The organism is Flavobacterium sp. UBA7680 (assembly GCF_002482975.1).
In the GTDB taxonomy this organism is placed as follows: domain Bacteria; phylum Bacteroidota; class Bacteroidia; order Flavobacteriales; family Flavobacteriaceae; genus Flavobacterium.
The window spans coordinates 50,357-66,578 of record NZ_DLHA01000061.1; the positions used below are offsets into that span (position 1 = coordinate 50,357).

A 16,222-nucleotide genomic window follows, 5' to 3' on the forward strand; every position below is an offset into this window, starting at 1 on the left:
ACTTATTTGAAGAAAAACTAATTCAAAAAACAAAAAAAATGAAATTAATAGTTGATAGTGGATCTACTAAAGCCGATTGGATTGCAATTGATGATAATGGAAAAGTATTATTCACGACACAAACCTTAGGATTAAATCCTGAAATTCTTGACGAGCCGGAAATCATTTCAAGATTAAACGACCGTTTTGATATTTTACAAAATAAAAAAAATGCAACACATTTGTTCTTTTACGGAGCAGGTTGTGGAACAGACAGAATGAAAGAATGGTTAAAGCAAATCTTTCAGGAGTATTTTACTAACGCAATTGTTGATGTTCAGGAAGATACTTATGCTGCTGTTTATGCAACAACTCCAAAAGGAGAAGAAGCAATCGTATCGATCTTAGGAACTGGTTCAAACTGCAGTTATTTTGATGGAAAAGTATTGCACCAAAAAGTTCAGTCATTAGGATATATCGTAATGGATGACTGCAGCGGAAACGTTTTTGGAAAAGAATTAATTAGAAAATACTATTTTAATAAAATGCCTAAGGAATTAGCAGTTGAACTTGAAAAAGAATACGACGTTGATCCTGACTTTATTAAAAACAAATTATATAAAGAAGCTAACCCAAATGCTTATTTAGCAACTTTTGCTAAGTTTTTAATCAAACATAAAGACACAGAATTCTGCAGAAAAATCATTTTCAAAGGAATGAAATCTTTCGTTAAAAACTACATCAAACAGTTTGATAACTGTAAAGAAGTTCCTGTGCATTTTGTAGGTTCTATTGCTTTTTATCTGAAAGATGAATTACAAGAAACTTTCGATAAATACGAGCTTAAATTAGGAAACGTGTTAAGAAGACCAATTGACGGTTTAATTGCTTACCATGTTGCTAACCAATAGTTCTGGATTTATGGAAATTGCAATTATTGCGCACGACGGTAAAAAAGCAGATTTGATTGATTTTTTGATTAAAAATGAAGCCATTCTTCATAATGAAAAAATCAGACTTATAGGTACCGGAACAACTGGAGGAAAAGCCGAAGCAGCGGGATTTAAAACGCAAAGAATGCTTTCTGGACCTTTAGGCGGTGATGCGCAGATTGCAGGCAGAGTAGCGGAAGGAATTACACAAATGGTTTTCTTTTTTAAAGATCCATTATCAAGTCATCCGCATGAAGCTGATATTAATATGTTAATTCGTGTTTGCGATGTACATAATGTGCCGCTGGCAACAAATGAAGCAACGGCACAATTATTATTAGATGCTATTGCACTGCAATTATAGAGATCTCAACATTTACATTTTTTGGCAGACATGCCACTTGAACCGTTTCACGTGCTGGAGCGGTTTTTTCGTTAAAATAAGAACCGTAAATAGTGTTAATAGCACCAAAATTGTTCATATCCATAATGAAGATCGTTGCTTTTACAACATTTTCAAAAGTCATATCAGCCGCTTCTAAAATAGCTGCAATATTCTCCATTACTTGTTTAGTTTCATCATTGATGTTATCAGTAACAAGTTCTCCCGAAGCCGGATTTATAGCAATCTGACCAGAAGCATAAAGTGTATTTCCGGATAATACGGCTTGATTATATGGTCCAATAGGAGCCGGAGCCTTTTCTGTAAAGATTATTTTTTTCATGATAAATTTATTTTAAGTCGACGAATTATCGATTAGAAGTACTGCGTTTGTTCCATTTAATGTCACTCAGCATACCCGATTTAATTCCAATAAAGAAGTTCCAGTTGGCATTTGGTCCCATCGGATTCCAGTTAAAAGCCATTCTCCAGCTTAACAAATCTCTTTCAAAACGGAATTGAGTAAAAGTAACCCCTTTTTGAACAAAATCATAACCGGTAGAAACCCCGCCTTTCCATTTAGGCGTAATATCCATATTGGCAGAAATCATAATAGAATTTCCGGATATTTTATTTTCTCTGGCCGTATTAGAGTAAGTAAGCGAATACGCCATTGTCATATCCCAAGGAATTTTTGAACTGAAAAACTCGCTTACAACATCTTCATCGCGTTCCGGCTCATTAGCAAACTGACTATTTCGGCTGTCATTTAAGTCCGTGTTTGTTCCAAATAAGTCGTCATTACGACCACCATTTCGCTGGCTTTGCGTATTTTTTTCTTTTCCGGTTCCTTTATTCGAGAAAGAATAGTTCATGGTAAGGTTTGCACTAGTCATTCTAAACAAACTTCCACCATTATCAATATTATACTTGTTTATAACATTTCCTGCGTTGTCGATCGCATAAGGATTTAAAACAGCCCCAAAATTGACATTCATTTTATTGTCAAAAAACTGTGTTCCTCCGCTTACTACAATTGGCTGCCAGGCTAAAGTCTTTTTACCGTCTGCACTAAAATTATAGCTCGTATTGAAGTTTAAATTGTTCAGCAGCATTATTTTCTTAGGTTCTGTTTTCGTACTGTCCTTGTCCCTTACTTTGGCTTCAAAAGTGTTGCTTAATGAAAAACCTACAATGTTCGAATTACTTTGCCCAGGCGCGCCATAAATACCATTGGCAAATCGCGAGTATTCATCGGTAGAAATTTTACCAGACGCATCAACCGTATAATGCTCGTAATATTGATCAAAACTTGGCGTATACGAATATGTAATACTCGGCCTCATAACGTGGCGAATCGATTGAATTCTTTTGTCTTCTCCGAAATTAAACGTACCGTAAATAGTAGTACCTAAATTGGTACTTAAATTATACGTTCTGTACGAATCAAAACCATTTACTGTTTTATCCTCCACTTTTCCTGCGCTGTCGTCAAAACCTTTTTTAATAGTTTTGGTTACCCAGGTTTCCTGATAGTTTGTCGATGCTCCGGCACTAAAATACTTGAATACTTTAAAGTTAGTACTTATCGGAATAGAATGCTGCATACCAATTTGTGCATCTCTAAACATTTGAGGTTTAAAAAACAAGGAATCGTAAGTGGTGATATTGTTTTTACCTGTTACGTTATACTGTAAGTTTATGTTTTTGATAAATCCTTTTTTAACCCCGTCTTTTCCAACAAAAGGATAAACACGATCAATACTTCCCTGAAGGTTAGGAAGACTCATTTGGATCTGTTCTGTCTGTGTATTTTGCTGATGCGTAGCAGACAACGAAATACGAGAACCCGGAATGGTATTAAAAGTTTTGTTATATGAAATAGATGAACTTAAGGTATTATTCAAATTTGAACCAACGTTAGCCTGATTAATAGACTGTTTAAAGTACTTACTGCTACCCATGTTCACAGATGCACTAAAACTTGAGTTAGGATTCGATTTCGTGTCTTTTGAATGTGACCACTGAATATTGTAAATATTTTGTTTAGAATAATCAGGATAACCTCTTTCGCTGCTAATTAAATTCTCAAATCGGATATTGACATTTCCTCTATATTTATATCGGGTTGCATAAGCAGATTCAAAACGCATGGCGTAACTACCATTGGTATAATAATCTCCCAAAACAGTTAAGTCATAATTATCGCTTAAAGCAAAATAATACCCTCCATTTTGTAAAGAGAAACCTCTGGTGTTCGAATCGTTATAACTTGGAATAATAATACCCGAAACACTTTTTTCCTGACTCAATGGGAAATAACCATAAGGCAAAGCCAGTGGCGTAGGCACATCAGCAATAACCATTTGCGTTAAACCGGTAACGATTTTTTTTCCGGGAACAAATTTAATTTTGCTTGTTCTAAAGTAGTATTCCGGATTGTCAATATCCTGCGCCGTTGTGATACGTGCACCTTTTAGATAATAAACAGAGTCATTTTCTTTTTTAGTAACTGCAGCTTTAATATTTAATTCGCCTTGTTTGGTTCTCGAATTATAAATTAATGCCTTTTTTGTTTTAAAATTAAAACGGATAGAATCAGGCTGTACTTCACTTGCACCTTGTTTAAAGTTAGGGTACTGCACTAAAACTCCGGCAGAATCTTTAATTCTTCCGGCATAAACTTCATCCTTTTCATAATTCAAAACAATTATACCAGATTTTAGTTCAACATCTTTATAGTATAATTCAGCTTCGTTATATAAAGTAATCAGTTTTTTCTTCTGATCGATTTTTGCGTAATCTTTTGCCTTGTATCTAACCTTACCATCCAGGAAAGTCTTGGTTGGTCTGACAGTATCTAATTTTATAGTGTCACTTTGAGTTATTTGAGGCTTATCTGTTTGTTTTGCAGCTGGTAAAGGCTTTTTTTTAGATTTTATCTCTTGCGAATATAAATTACCACATCCCATTGTTAGGAAAAATGATATTAAAACGATATTAAATAAGTTTGTCTGCAAAGGTTTAAATGCTATTTTTGTAAAATTATGGCTTGTTTTTTGACATGTCAAACTTACATATAATTTTTTGGCAAAAATAATCAATTGTAAAAATTATAACAGCTGCGTTTTATTAAAATTAACTTTAGGATTTATGAATAGATTAAATAAAATTAAGGTAATCTTTACCTTTTTTCTAACAATAGCGTCATTTTGCACATATAGTCAGTCAAATGTTTTTAAGGTAACACTTGATGCCGGACACGGAGATCACGACTTTGGTGCAGTTTACAGCGGGCGGATTGAAAAAAATATTGCCTTGGCTATTGTCTTGAAAGTAGGGAAAATTTTAGAGCTTAATCCAAATATTAATGTAATCTATACTCGTAAAACAGATGTCTTTATTGATTTGGTCGAAAGAGCCAATATCGCGAATAGAGCCAACTCTAATATTTTTGTTTCTATACATTGTAACGCCAATAAAAATACAGCAGCAGATGGTACCGAAACGTATGTAATGGGTTTAAGTAAAGTTGCATCAAATCTTGAAGCGGCGAAAAAAGAGAACTCGGTAATTACTTTAGAGAAAGATTATAAACGTAAATACGATGGTTTTGATCCAAATTCTCCAGAACAGATGGTCGGAATTACTTTAATGCAGGAAGAATATTTAGATAATAGTATTTCGTTAGCAAGTAAAATTGAAGATAATTTTGAAAGACTTGGAAAAAAAATCAGACAAGGCGGTGTAAAACAAGCGCCATTTATGGTACTTCATAAAGCATACATGCCAAGAGTTTTAGTTGAAACCGGATTTGTATCTAATCCAACAGAAGGAAATATTTTAAATTCGGAAGAAGGGCAGGATGATATCGCAAAAGCAATTGCAGAAGCTATTTTGAGTTATAAAAGAGAATATTTTGGTTCAGGAACTTCAGAAGCAGTTGAAGCTAAACCTGTAAAAGATACGTCGACTCCAAAAAAAGTGGTACAAACACCTGCGCCTGCAGCCCCAAAAGGAACATTCTTTAAAGTACAGCTTATTGCAAGTATCAAAAAAACACCTTTAGAACCTAAAAACTTTAAAGGATTAAAAAATGTAACAATGATCTACGAAAACAATATTTATAAATATTTCTATCAGGAAACTTCCGATTATGAAGCTGCGAAAAAATATCTGGAAGAAGCTAAGAATAAAGGATATGGCGCAGCATATTTGATAGCAACAAAAGACGGAGAAAAAATCAATATTCAGGATGCGATTAAATAATCGTCACAAGTTCGAAATATTTATACTAATTTTGTAACAAAACACTTAGAATTTTGAAACTAACAAGAGAAATTAAAACGGCTGTATTAGTCATAGCGTCTATTTTATTATTTATCTGGGGCTACAGTTTTTTAAAAGGAAAAGACCTTTTTACCAATTATAAAACATATTATGCTGAATATGACAATGTAGAAGAATTGACACAATCAGCGCCGGTTACCATAAACGGACTAATAGTAGGAAAAGTAACTAAAATTACAATTAATGAAACAACAGGAAAATTATTAGTTGAACTTCAATTAAAAACAGATTTTCCTATTTCTAAAACAAGTAAAGCATCTTTATATTCCGGAAGCTTAATTGGAGGAAAGCAAATTGCGATCATTCCAAATTTAGCAGATAAAGAACTTGCAGAAGACGGACAGACACTTGAGTCTGTTGTTAAACTGGGATTAACGGAATCTTTAGGAGGTAAAATCGAACCAATTACAATTAAATTGGATAAGATGCTCTTAAATATTGATAATCTGGTTACGGGATTGAACAATGTTTTAGATCAAAGAACACAACAGGATTTAAAGAAAACTTTAGCAGAATTGAGCCAGACAATGGAGCAGTTTCATAAAGCTTCAGGAAGTATCAACAATATCTTAGATACTAACAAAGGCCAGATAAACGGAGTGGTGACAAACTTTAATAAAATGTCAAGCAACTTTAATAAGATATCTGATTCTTTAAATAAAGCCGATCTTGGAAAAACAGTTCGTAACCTAAACCAGACTTTAGCAAAAGTAGATGGTATTATGGCTAATTTAAATTCTGGAAAAGGTACAGCAGGTAAATTGTTAAGCGACGATGCGCTTTATAACAACCTTGCAAAAACTTCAAAAGAACTTGAATTGTTATTACAAGATGTTCGACTTTATCCAACACGTTACGTAAACGTTTCTCTTTTTGGAAAGAAAAACAAACCTTATGTAGCACCAGCCGGAGAAACAAATTCAACTGATAAAAAATAATTGTAATGAGTTATTTAGATAATATTTTATTCGCCATACTTCTTGTCGTAGGTTTTGGTTTTTTTGCAGCGAGCGTAAAAAAAATCATCCGCAACATTAATTTAGGAGTTGACGTAGATAGAAAAGATAATCCTAAAGCTCGTTGGAAAAACATGGCTTTGATTGCTCTTGGGCAGTCAAAAATGGTGAGACGCCCTGTTGCCGGAATACTTCATATCTTGGTATATGTAGGTTTCGTAATTATTAATATTGAATTACTTGAAATTATAATCGATGGATTAGTAGGAACTCATAGAATTTTTGCGCCTTATTTAGGTGTAGTTTATGATGTTTTAATTGCTTCATTTGAAATATTAGCCATACTTGTAATCTTTGCTGTTACCGTTTTCTGGATCAGAAGAAATGTTATAAGATTAAAACGATTTATAAATCCGGATTTAAACGGATTCCCTAAAAGCGATGCAAATTACATTTTGTATTTCGAAACCGTTTTAATGATCTTGTTTTTATTAATGAACGCTTCTGACCTGCATTTACAATATGTTCCGGGAGAAGTTTTTCATAAAGCAGGAACTTTTCCGGTAAGTCAGTTTATTGCTCCAATTTTTAATGGACTTTCAAACGAATTAGTGATATTATTGTTTGAAGTATTTTGGTGGCTGCATATCGTTGGTATTTTGATTTTTATGAACTATTTATATTTCTCAAAACACTTACACATACTTTTAGCATTCCCAAATACATACTTTGCGAATTTAAAACCAGAAGGGCAGTTTGATAATCTTGAATCAGTAACAAAAGAAGTGAAGCTGATGATGGATCCAAACGCAGATCCTTTTGCAGCAGCTCCGGTTGATGAAAATGCAGCTCCTTCTAAATTTGGTGCAAGCGACGTTCAGGATTTAAACTGGGTGCAGTTATTAAATGCTTATACGTGTACAGAATGCGGTCGTTGTACGTCCTCATGTCCGGCGAATCAAACAGGAAAAAAATTGTCTCCACGTAAAATTATGATGGATACAAGAGACCGTTTAACTGAAGTTGGAAAAAATATAGATGCCAATAAAGGTGTTTTTGTTCCGGATAATAAAACATTATTAAACGATTACATCACACCAGAAGAATTATGGGCTTGTACATCATGTAACGCTTGTGTAGAAGAATGTCCCGTAAATATTAGTCCGTTATCTATTATAATGGATATGCGTCGTTATTTAGTTATGGAGCAGAGTGCTGCACCAATGTCACTGAATGCAATGATGACCAATATCGAAAATAATGGTGCGCCATGGCAGTACAGCCAGCAGGACCGATTGAATTGGAAAAACGAGAATTAGAAAAGAGTTTAATCGGTTATTTGTTTAACCGTTTAAGCGATTAAAAAATAGTAAGGTTTTTAGTAAGGTTATGATAGAGAGCGATTAACCAAATGACAATTAACCGATTTAACAACAAAAGAAGATGTCAGAAAGTTTAGTAGTGCCAACAATGGCAGAAATGCTAGCCCAGGGAACACAACCAGAAGTTTTATTTTGGGTAGGTTGCGCAGGGAGTTTTGATGATAGAGCAAAAAAAATCACAAAAGCATTTGTACGTATTTTAAATCGTACTAATGTTTCTTTTGCAGTATTAGGTACAGAAGAGAGTTGTACTGGTGATCCTGCAAAAAGAGCCGGAAATGAATTTTTGTTCCAAATGCAGGCCATGATGAATATCGAGGTTTTAAATGCATATGAAGCAAAAAAAATCGTTACCGCTTGTCCGCATTGTTTTAATACCTTAAAAAATGAGTATCCTGAATTAGGAGGAAACTATGAAGTTATTCATCATACAGAATTCCTAAAATCATTAATTGATGATGGAAGACTTACGGTTGAAGGCGGACAGTTTAAAGGAAAGAAAATTACTTTCCATGATCCTTGTTATTTAGGAAGAGCCAATAAAGTATACGAAGCGCCAAGAGATTTAATCCAGAAATTAGACGTTGAATTAGTCGAAATGAAACGTTCTAAAGCAAACGGATTATGCTGTGGAGCAGGTGGTGCACAGATGTTTAAAGATGCTGAACCTGGAAACAAAGAAGTAAATGTTCTTAGAACAGAAGATGCACTTGAAGTTCAGCCGGATATTATCGCTGCCGGATGTCCTTTCTGTAACACAATGTTAACCGATGGAATAAAACATGCTCATAAAGAGGGTGAGGTAAAAGTAATGGACGTTGCCGAGTTAATTGCGAATGCGCAGGATTTATAGAGAAAGTTGCTAAGGTTCTAAGATACTAAGTTTTTAACTTGAAACATGAAACCTGAAACAATTCAAGAAATCTAAAATCAACAATCTAAAATCTAAAATTAAAAAATGTATATACCTTTTGAAAATTTACCTGGTGAATCAAGAGTTTGGATTTACCAATCGAACAGAAAATTTTCTGAGGAAGAGTTTTCTGAAATCGAAACAGATTTAAAAGCTTTTGTAGAAGAATGGGCCGCACACGGAACAAGTCTTGAAGCATCATTTTTGCTTAAATACAATCGTTTTATAATATTAGCCGTAAATCAGGACGTTCAGGCTGCGACAGGCTGTTCTATTGATAGTTCGGTAGAATTTATTCAAGGTTTAGAGAAAAAGTACAATGTCGATTTATTGGACAAAATGAACGTTACTTTTAAACTTGGAGAACATATTGCACACAAACCATTAATTGATTTCAAGAAAATGGTAAAAGATAAATCAGTTTCTGAGAATACAATTGTTTTCAATAATCTGGTAAACAATATTGAAGAATTCAACGAATCGTGGGAAGTTCCTGCTGCTGATAGTTGGCATAGCAGATTTTTCTAAGAGAAATTTATAATATATTTGAAAGGCATGAAATTTTAGATTTTGTGCCTTTTTTAATTTTAATTGTTTTAAGTTTCAGGTTTCAGGTTTTCGTCAAAGCTTGTCATTTCGAGGAGATTGTTAAACCCGACAGGTTTTAAAAACCTGTCGGGTTTCGTTGCGTAATCTTTGTGAAGTTTTTGTGTTTTTTACGTATCGATTTGTCATTCCGAGGAACGAGGAATCTCCGCGAGAGACTCGACAAAGATTGATAATTTTGATTGCGGAATTAGTTGCGGAGATTCCTCGGAATGACAATACAGTGTGAAACTTTGTCAAAGTTTAAAACCTTGACAAAGTTGGCTGAAGCATACTCTTATAAAAAACAAAACCGCCTAATCTAGCCCCGATGGGAGCGGTATCCTTTTTCTTGCTTCTTTAGCAAGGAAAAGATTTAGCGAACAGCGGGACTACTGGTCTTTTTTGCAGATATTGTCCTGCTACTAAAAATATTTATCAACCAGATTTAATCTAATTTTGTCGAAAATCTAACAATTTAAAAGCCTAATTAAACGTGATTTTTGAGTACTTTCGTAGAATTAAATTTAATACATGAAAATAGCAATAGTTTGTTATCCGACATTTGGCGGTAGTGGTGTAGTTGCTACAGAACTAGGTCTCGAATTAGCCAGACGCGGACACGAAATACATTTTATAACTTACAGTCAGCCAGTAAGATTAGCACTTTTAAATCCAAATGTTCATTATCACGAAGTAAACGTTCCTGAATATCCTTTATTCCATTATCAGCCGTATGAATTGGCTTTATCAAGCAAATTGGTTGATATGGTGAAATTATATAAAATAGAAGTTTTACATGTGCATTACGCTATTCCGCACGCTTATGCGGGTTATATGGCGAAACAAATGCTGAAGAATGAAGGGATTAATCTTCCGATGATTACGACGCTTCACGGAACTGATATTACGCTTGTTGGAAACCATCCGTTTTACAAACCAGCGGTAACTTTTAGTATCAATAAATCAGATTATGTGACTTCGGTTTCTCAGAGTTTGAAAGATGACACGCTGAAATTATTCAAAATCAAGAATAAAATTAAGGTAATCCCGAATTTTATTGAATTGGATAAAGTTAGAAAAGACCCAACGGAACCTTGCCACAGATATGTTATGGCAAAGGAAAACGAACGAATCGTTACACACATTAGTAACTTTAGAAAGGTAAAACGTATTCCGGATATTATCAAGATTTTTTATAATATTCAGAAAGTAATGCCGGCTAAATTAATGATGGTGGGCGATGGTCCTGAAAAAGAAAGAGCAGAGGTTTTGTGTATGGAATTGGGGATTTACGACAAAGTAATTTTCTTTGGTAACAGTAATGAAATCGATAAGATTTTATGCATGACTGATTTGTTTTTACTTCCGTCAGAAACAGAAAGTTTTGGTTTAGCAGCCTTAGAAGCAATGGCTTGTGGCGTTCCTGTAATTTCAAGTAATTCGGGAGGTTTACCGGAAGTTAATTTTGATGGCGTTTCAGGATATTTAAGCGATGTTGGAAATGTTGACGAAATGGCCGCAAATGCAATCAAAATTCTAAAAGATGATGAAACTTTGAATAAGTTTAAAATCAATGCTTTAGAAGTAGCTAAGAATTTTGATATCAAAAACATTCTGCCTAAATACGAGGCTTTGTATCAAAGAGCAATTGACGATTATAAAGAATAGAAACATTAATTTTAAAAATTTGAACGTAATGAAAAAAGTAATTTCGGTTTTAGTAATTTTTGTTTTGATTTCCTGCGGAGCTAAAAAATCAACAAGTTCAACGGCTTTATACGAAGTTTTAACAGAACAGTCTGATGGCGGGGGAAATATTAAATTTTTCGAAATTTTGACAGAACCTAACGAGATCAAAATGCTTGAAAATGATCCGCTTCTGGTTGCTAAAATGAAGCAAACTGACATTGCCAATTCGAATTATGTTATCCTTAATATGGGTGAGAAAAACACCGGAGGATATTCTATTGGAATTGAAAAGGTTGAAGAAACGGATAGAAACATTATCATTACCGTAAAAGAAAAAAATCCTGCTCCAGATGCAATGGTAACGCAGGCTATAACTTATCCCTATACAGTTGTAAAAATACATTCGAAAAAGGAGATTATTATTAAATAAGTTATTAGTAACTAGTAACTAGTTAGAGATTAAATGTCAGGCTGAGCGTAGTCGAAGCCCTTTTTTGCTTTGTAAGCCTTCGACTTCGCTCAGGGTGACAATTGTTTAATTATTTAGTAGTTAAATAAAAAAAGTGAGATGTGAAATGTCAGGCTGAGCGAAGTCGAAGCCCTTTTACCTCTTAAGCCCTTCGACTACGCTCAGGGTGACAGTTACTTTAATTAAAACATAAAAAAAACCTGTCGCATTACAACGACAGGTTTCTTCTTACAATTATTTTTTATTTTTAATTAGAATCTGAATTTGACACCTAAACCAACGTCAAATCCGAAATTGTCATCGTCATAGTATCCAGAACCAATTTCAGGTCTTGCATCTAATGACAGTGTGATAGGTACTTCTTTAAATCTATATTCGATACCAATATCTCCGGCCGCAAAAACATAAGTTCCGCTGTCATTGTATCTGAAATTATTGTTATAATAATCGTGATCCCAAGCGGCAATTCCACCACCTACACCAGCGTACCAGTTAAATCCTCCATCGATGTTCCAAACCCATTGGTAAAGAGCAACAGCTTTAATAGCGTCTACATCACTGCTGTTTCTCCAGCCTAAATCAAACTCAAGTCTGTTTTTTTGGTTCAATCCTAACTGATATGATACTTCACCTCCAAATCCGTTATTGTCTCCTAAACGTAATCCTAAAGCGTGCTTTGAAATTTCTTGTGATTGAGCCGTAAATGCTAACCCCAAGAGCATAATGGCAGATAAAATAATCTTTTTCATAAAATGGTTAATTAATTTTTTTCAAATGTATAATCGTTCTCTAAGTAAGAACGTATAACATTTTTAGAAATTGTTATATAATTCACATTTTGTAAATGCAAATTGCATAAACTAAAAATAATTAACCTTTGTTAACGCTTGTAAACACTTGCGTATTTTACTTTTTCAGAATAATATTAGATAACATTTGAGAGGTTAAAATATCTTCCATTTCAAAAAGATTTTCTTCTTCTGTAAAGTTGGTATGAGTGTAGGAGTATAATTTCCAGCGCTTTTTATGATACTCAAGAGCCGTTAGATTTTCGACCCAGTCGCCGGAATTTAAGTATAAAGTCGAACCGTGTTTGTTTTCTTTAGTAAGGATTTTTGGTTCATGAATATGTCCGCAGATTACATAGTCGTAATTTTTTTCGATAGCCAGATCAGTTGCTGTAGTTTCAAAATCCGAAATAAATTTTACGGCCTTTTTTACGCTCGCTTTTATCTTTTTAGAAAAAGAGTAAGGTTCGCGGCCTAATTTTGCCAGACACCAGTTTGCAAAACGATTCATCAAAATTAAATAGTCATAACCTAATCCGCCCAGTTTTGCAATCCATTTAGAATGTTGTACAGAGGCATCAAAAACGTCTCCGTGAAAAATCCAGGCTTTTTTGTCGTCTAATTCAATAACTAATTTATCGACCAAAGAAAAATTTCCCATGTTCATGTCGCTGAATTTTCGAAGAATCTCGTCGTGATTTCCAGTAATGTAATACACTTTTGTGCCCTTAGAAGCCATCCCGATAATACGCTGGATTACTCTTAAATGTGATTTAGGAAAATAAGATTTTCTAAACTGCCATGCATCAATTATATCACCATTTAAAACTAATATTTTAGGTTTAATACTTGATAAATAGTTGTTTAGTTCTTTAGCGTGACTTCCGTAAGTTCCCAAATGGACATCAGAAATAATGACCAATTCGACATTTCGTTTTTTCAATTTTTCTTAATTTGAAGTTCCACAAATAAAAGAAAATCCCCTTCAATTTATTTTATCAAAAGGTTACTAATTCGGAGGCAATCTTAATAAATTGTGATTTTTAAAGTGTTTAATCTTTAATTAATATTACCAATTTTTAATTTTTTAATTTAATTCATAAAACTTACATTTGCTCAAAACAATTTACAATGGCAGGAAATAGCTACGGCACCCTATATAAAGTTACAACATTTGGAGAATCTCATGGTGAAGCTTTAGGCGGAATTATCGACGGTTGTCCATCAGGAATACAACTTGATTTTGAAGCGATTGAAGTTGAAATGTCTCGCAGAAAACCGGGGCAGTCGGCTATCGTAACACAAAGAAAAGAACCAGATGCGGTTCAGTTTTTATCTGGAATATTTGAAGGAAAAACTACAGGAACTCCAATTGGTTTTATTATTCCAAATACTAATCAAAAATCAGACGATTACTCGCATATAAAAGATAATTACAGACCAAGTCATGCTGATTATGTATATGATCAAAAATATGGTTTTCGTGATTACCGCGGCGGCGGAAGAAGTTCTGCACGTGAAACAGCAAGCAGAGTAGTAGCAGGAGCAATTGCAAAACAAATGCTTCCTGAAATTAAAATTAATGCTTACGTTTCTTCTGTTGGTCCAATTCATTTAGATACACCTTATCAGGAATTAGATTTCTCTAAAATCGAAAGCAACCCAGTTCGTTGTCCAGATGAAAAATCGGCAGCTATTATGGAAGAATATATTCGTGATATCCGCAAGCAGGGAGATACTGTTGGAGGAGTAGTTTCATGTGTAATTCAAAATGTTCCGGTTGGTTTAGGCGAACCTGTTTTTGATAAACTACACGCTGAATTAGGAAAAGCAATGCTTTCCATCAACGCTGTAAAAGGTTTTGAATACGGAAGCGGTTTCTCTGGTTCTGAAATGAAAGGAAGTGAACACAACGATTTATATAATCCAGACGGAACTACAAAAACAAATCTTTCTGGCGGAATCCAAGGCGGAATAAGCAACGGAATGGATATTTATTTTAGAGTAGCTTTTAAACCTGTTGCGACTATCATGCAGACTCAGGATTCTCTGGATAATAAAGGAAATATTACACCAATGACCGGAAAAGGACGTCATGATCCGTGTGTGGTGCCTCGTGCAGTACCAATCGTTGAGGCGATGGCTGCGATTGTTTTGGCTGATTTTTATTTAATCAACAAAACATATTAATAAAAGTAAGACAGTGAGGGTCTTATATTTTAATAATTTAAAAGTAAATTAATGCAAATTACAGAAACTAAAAAGAAATCATTTTTTTCGGGATTAACAGGGCAAATTATAATTGCAATGGTGCTTGGAGCAGCTTTGGGAATTATTATTCATAATTCAATTTCACAAGAAGCGGCAGTATCGTTTAGCAACAAAATAAAAATGCTGGCTACAATCTTTATCAGATTAGTGCAAATGATTATTGCGCCTTTAGTTTTTACCACTTTAGTAGTAGGAATTGCAAAGTTAGGTGATATTAAAACTGTTGGAAGAATTGGAGGAAAAGCACTTGGATGGTTTTTTACAGCTTCTTTTATATCCTTATTAATCGGATTATTTTTTGTAAATATTTTAGAGCCTGGAGTTGGTTTAAAGCTTGATCATGTTGATATGGCTGCAGCTAGCGAGGTTACTGCAAAAACTAAAATATTATCTGTTGAAAATTTTGTTGAGCATATTGTTCCTAAAAGTATTTTTGAAGCAATGGCAACTAATGAAATTTTGCAGATTGTAATATTTTCTATCTTTTTTGGATTAGCTGCTGCTTCATTAGGAAATACAGTTAAACCAATTATAAATGCCTTTGATAAAGCTTCGCATATCGTTTTAAAAATGGTAAACTATGTAATGAACTTTGCTCCAATTGGAGTTTTTGGTGCCATTGCCGGAGTATTTGCTATTAGAGATGCAGAGGAATTAATTATCACTTATTTTAAATTCTTCGGATCATTTTTAGTAGGGATCAGTACATTATGGGTTGTCTTGGTTGTGGTTGGTTATATTTTCTTAAAAGGAAGAATGACAGAATTACTAAGACGTATTATTGGGCCATTAGCAATCGCTTTTGGAACAACAAGCAGTGAAGCTGTTTTTCCTAAATTAACAGAAGAATTAGAAGATTTTGGGGTAAAAAACAAAATTGTAGCTTTCATGTTACCACTAGGTTATTCGTTTAATCTTGACGGAAGTATGATGTATATGACTTTTGCCAGTATCTTTATCGCTCAGTTTTATGGCGTTCATTTAGATTTAGGAACACAAATGGCTATGCTTTTGGTTTTAATGCTAACCAGTAAAGGTATCGCTGGTGTACCAAGAGCGAGTTTGGTAATTGTTGCGGCTACTTGCGGAATGTTTAAAATTCCGGTTGAAGGTATTGCCTTAATTTTACCAATTGACCATTTCTGTGATATGTTTAGAAGTGCAACAAATGTACTTGGAAATGCGCTGGCAACTTCGGTTGTTGGACAATGGGAAGATGGTAAAGAAGAGAATTTAGATATAGCAGAAGAAAATTAATATTTTCTTTAAAACATAAAAAAAACCGTAACAGACTTTGTTTGTTACGGTTTTTTAATTTTTATAAAAGTTGAATAAAATCAACTAATAAATTTATTTTGCTGCAACTTTACCTTTTCTAGATTCTTCCGACTCTGGAGCTTCTGTCTCACCACCAGTGATTGCTTTTTGTTGTGCTTTAGTCAATTTTTCAGTTTCTGCAAATTTTAAAAAGTTTTCTAACATAGTTTTTTAATTTTAGTTGCTCCAATCTTCTAAAACACTTG

General features: G+C 34.0%; 16 protein-coding genes. 11 read left to right on the forward strand and 5 right to left on the reverse strand.

All coding sequences use genetic code 11. The features are described 5' to 3' along the window. Window positions 1-38 precede the first annotated feature (38 nt). Together B3C18_RS25665 and B3C18_RS25670 are read left to right on the forward strand one after the other, a co-directional pair. Entirely contained in the window at window positions 39-890 is an 852-nt protein-coding gene (locus tag B3C18_RS25665) for an N-acetylglucosamine kinase (protein ID WP_291153683.1), read from the forward strand. Between the two features lie 10 nt (window positions 891-900). Further along, window positions 901-1,275 (forward strand): methylglyoxal synthase, encoded by a 375-nt coding sequence (locus B3C18_RS25670; protein ID WP_111285588.1) that lies wholly within the window; start codon window positions 901-903, stop codon window positions 1,273-1,275. Here the strand turns inward: B3C18_RS25670 and B3C18_RS25675 are convergent. Then, the gene (locus tag B3C18_RS25675; protein WP_056202992.1) at window positions 1,256-1,636 is read right to left on the reverse strand and encodes a RidA family protein; all 381 of its coding nucleotides are present in this window, start codon (window positions 1,634-1,636) and stop codon (window positions 1,256-1,258) included. The genes B3C18_RS25670 and B3C18_RS25675 overlap by 20 nt on opposite strands. 25 nt (window positions 1,637-1,661) lie before the next feature. Then, window positions 1,662-4,364, reverse strand: a complete 2,703-nt coding sequence (locus tag B3C18_RS25680; RefSeq protein WP_291153689.1) for a putative LPS assembly protein LptD — start codon at window positions 4,362-4,364, stop codon at window positions 1,662-1,664. Window positions 4,365-4,446: 82 nt separating this feature from the next. Here B3C18_RS25680 and B3C18_RS25685 point away from each other — a divergent pair, with 82 nt between their 5' ends. The 7 genes from B3C18_RS25685 to B3C18_RS25715 all read left to right on the forward strand — a co-directional run bounded on the left by B3C18_RS25685 (window position 4,447) and on the right by B3C18_RS25715 (window position 11,601). Beyond that, window positions 4,447-5,562 (forward strand): N-acetylmuramoyl-L-alanine amidase family protein, encoded by a 1,116-nt coding sequence (locus B3C18_RS25685; protein WP_291153692.1) that lies wholly within the window; start codon window positions 4,447-4,449, stop codon window positions 5,560-5,562. A gap of 53 nt (window positions 5,563-5,615) precedes the next feature. Then, window positions 5,616-6,581 (forward strand): MlaD family protein, encoded by a 966-nt coding sequence (locus tag B3C18_RS25690; RefSeq protein ID WP_291153695.1) that lies wholly within the window; start codon window positions 5,616-5,618, stop codon window positions 6,579-6,581. Between the two features lie 5 nt (window positions 6,582-6,586). Continuing rightward, the gene (locus B3C18_RS25695; RefSeq protein ID WP_291153697.1) at window positions 6,587-7,918 is read left to right on the forward strand and encodes a (Fe-S)-binding protein; all 1,332 of its coding nucleotides are present in this window, start codon (window positions 6,587-6,589) and stop codon (window positions 7,916-7,918) included. 124 nt (window positions 7,919-8,042) lie between these two features. After that, entirely contained in the window at window positions 8,043-8,834 is a 792-nt protein-coding gene (locus B3C18_RS25700) for a (Fe-S)-binding protein (protein WP_053470181.1), read from the forward strand. A 105-nt stretch (window positions 8,835-8,939) separates the two neighbouring features. Continuing rightward, window positions 8,940-9,422: a hypothetical protein gene (locus B3C18_RS25705; protein WP_031455874.1), complete on the forward strand. Its 483-nt coding sequence runs from the start codon at window positions 8,940-8,942 to the stop codon at window positions 9,420-9,422. Between the two features lie 591 nt (window positions 9,423-10,013). Continuing rightward, the gene (gene bshA, locus B3C18_RS25710) at window positions 10,014-11,150 is read left to right on the forward strand and encodes an N-acetyl-alpha-D-glucosaminyl L-malate synthase BshA (RefSeq protein ID WP_073485165.1); all 1,137 of its coding nucleotides are present in this window, start codon (window positions 10,014-10,016) and stop codon (window positions 11,148-11,150) included. Window positions 11,151-11,178: 28 nt separating this feature from the next. Beyond that, window positions 11,179-11,601 (forward strand): protease complex subunit PrcB family protein, encoded by a 423-nt coding sequence (locus tag B3C18_RS25715; protein ID WP_291153705.1) that lies wholly within the window; start codon window positions 11,179-11,181, stop codon window positions 11,599-11,601. 290 nt (window positions 11,602-11,891) lie between these two features. Here B3C18_RS25715 and B3C18_RS25720 read toward each other — a convergent pair whose 3' ends face one another. Then, window positions 11,892-12,389, reverse strand: a complete 498-nt coding sequence (locus B3C18_RS25720; protein ID WP_291153707.1) for a hypothetical protein — start codon at window positions 12,387-12,389, stop codon at window positions 11,892-11,894. A 157-nt stretch (window positions 12,390-12,546) separates the two neighbouring features. Next, on the reverse strand, window positions 12,547-13,371 hold the full coding sequence (locus B3C18_RS25725; protein ID WP_291153708.1) for a UDP-2,3-diacylglucosamine diphosphatase: 825 nt from the start codon (window positions 13,369-13,371) through the stop codon (window positions 12,547-12,549). 188 nt (window positions 13,372-13,559) lie between these two features. On the opposite strand from B3C18_RS25725, the gene aroC reads away from it, so the two are divergent. Both aroC and B3C18_RS25735 read left to right on the forward strand, forming a co-directional pair. After that, a complete protein-coding gene (gene aroC / locus B3C18_RS25730) occupies window positions 13,560-14,618 on the forward strand; it encodes a chorismate synthase (RefSeq protein ID WP_163410371.1) in 1,059 nt (352 codons plus the stop codon). Between the two features lie 51 nt (window positions 14,619-14,669). After that, window positions 14,670-15,956 (forward strand): dicarboxylate/amino acid:cation symporter, encoded by a 1,287-nt coding sequence (locus B3C18_RS25735; RefSeq protein WP_291153714.1) that lies wholly within the window; start codon window positions 14,670-14,672, stop codon window positions 15,954-15,956. Window positions 15,957-16,049: 93 nt separating this feature from the next. Here B3C18_RS25735 and B3C18_RS25740 read toward each other — a convergent pair whose 3' ends face one another. After that, window positions 16,050-16,181 (reverse strand): hypothetical protein, encoded by a 132-nt coding sequence (locus B3C18_RS25740; protein ID WP_291153716.1) that lies wholly within the window; start codon window positions 16,179-16,181, stop codon window positions 16,050-16,052. Window positions 16,182-16,222: the final 41 nt, after the last annotated feature.

What these genes read in the sequence shown, in the direction of transcription:
- B3C18_RS25715 (WP_291153705.1), top strand. Translation starts at nt 11,179, where the DNA reads ATGAAAAAAGTAATTTCGGTTTTAGTAATTTTTGTTTTGATTTCCTGC.
- B3C18_RS25705 (WP_031455874.1), top strand. Translation starts at nt 8,940, where the DNA reads ATGTATATACCTTTTGAAAATTTACCTGGTGAATCAAGAGTTTGGATT.
- B3C18_RS25665 (WP_291153683.1), top strand. Translation starts at nt 39, where the DNA reads ATGAAATTAATAGTTGATAGTGGATCTACTAAAGCCGATTGGATTGCA.
- B3C18_RS25685 (WP_291153692.1), top strand. Translation starts at nt 4,447, where the DNA reads ATGAATAGATTAAATAAAATTAAGGTAATCTTTACCTTTTTTCTAACA.
- aroC (WP_163410371.1), top strand. Translation starts at nt 13,560, where the DNA reads ATGGCAGGAAATAGCTACGGCACCCTATATAAAGTTACAACATTTGGA.
- B3C18_RS25700 (WP_053470181.1), top strand. Translation starts at nt 8,043, where the DNA reads ATGTCAGAAAGTTTAGTAGTGCCAACAATGGCAGAAATGCTAGCCCAG.
- B3C18_RS25695 (WP_291153697.1), top strand. Translation starts at nt 6,587, where the DNA reads ATGAGTTATTTAGATAATATTTTATTCGCCATACTTCTTGTCGTAGGT.
- B3C18_RS25675 (WP_056202992.1), bottom strand. Translation starts at nt 1,636, where the DNA reads ATGAAAAAAATAATCTTTACAGAAAAGGCTCCGGCTCCTATTGGACCA.
- B3C18_RS25735 (WP_291153714.1), top strand. Translation starts at nt 14,670, where the DNA reads ATGCAAATTACAGAAACTAAAAAGAAATCATTTTTTTCGGGATTAACA.
- B3C18_RS25720 (WP_291153707.1), bottom strand. Translation starts at nt 12,389, where the DNA reads ATGAAAAAGATTATTTTATCTGCCATTATGCTCTTGGGGTTAGCATTT.
- bshA (WP_073485165.1), top strand. Translation starts at nt 10,014, where the DNA reads ATGAAAATAGCAATAGTTTGTTATCCGACATTTGGCGGTAGTGGTGTA.
- B3C18_RS25670 (WP_111285588.1), top strand. Translation starts at nt 901, where the DNA reads ATGGAAATTGCAATTATTGCGCACGACGGTAAAAAAGCAGATTTGATT.
- B3C18_RS25740 (WP_291153716.1), bottom strand. Translation starts at nt 16,181, where the DNA reads ATGTTAGAAAACTTTTTAAAATTTGCAGAAACTGAAAAATTGACTAAA.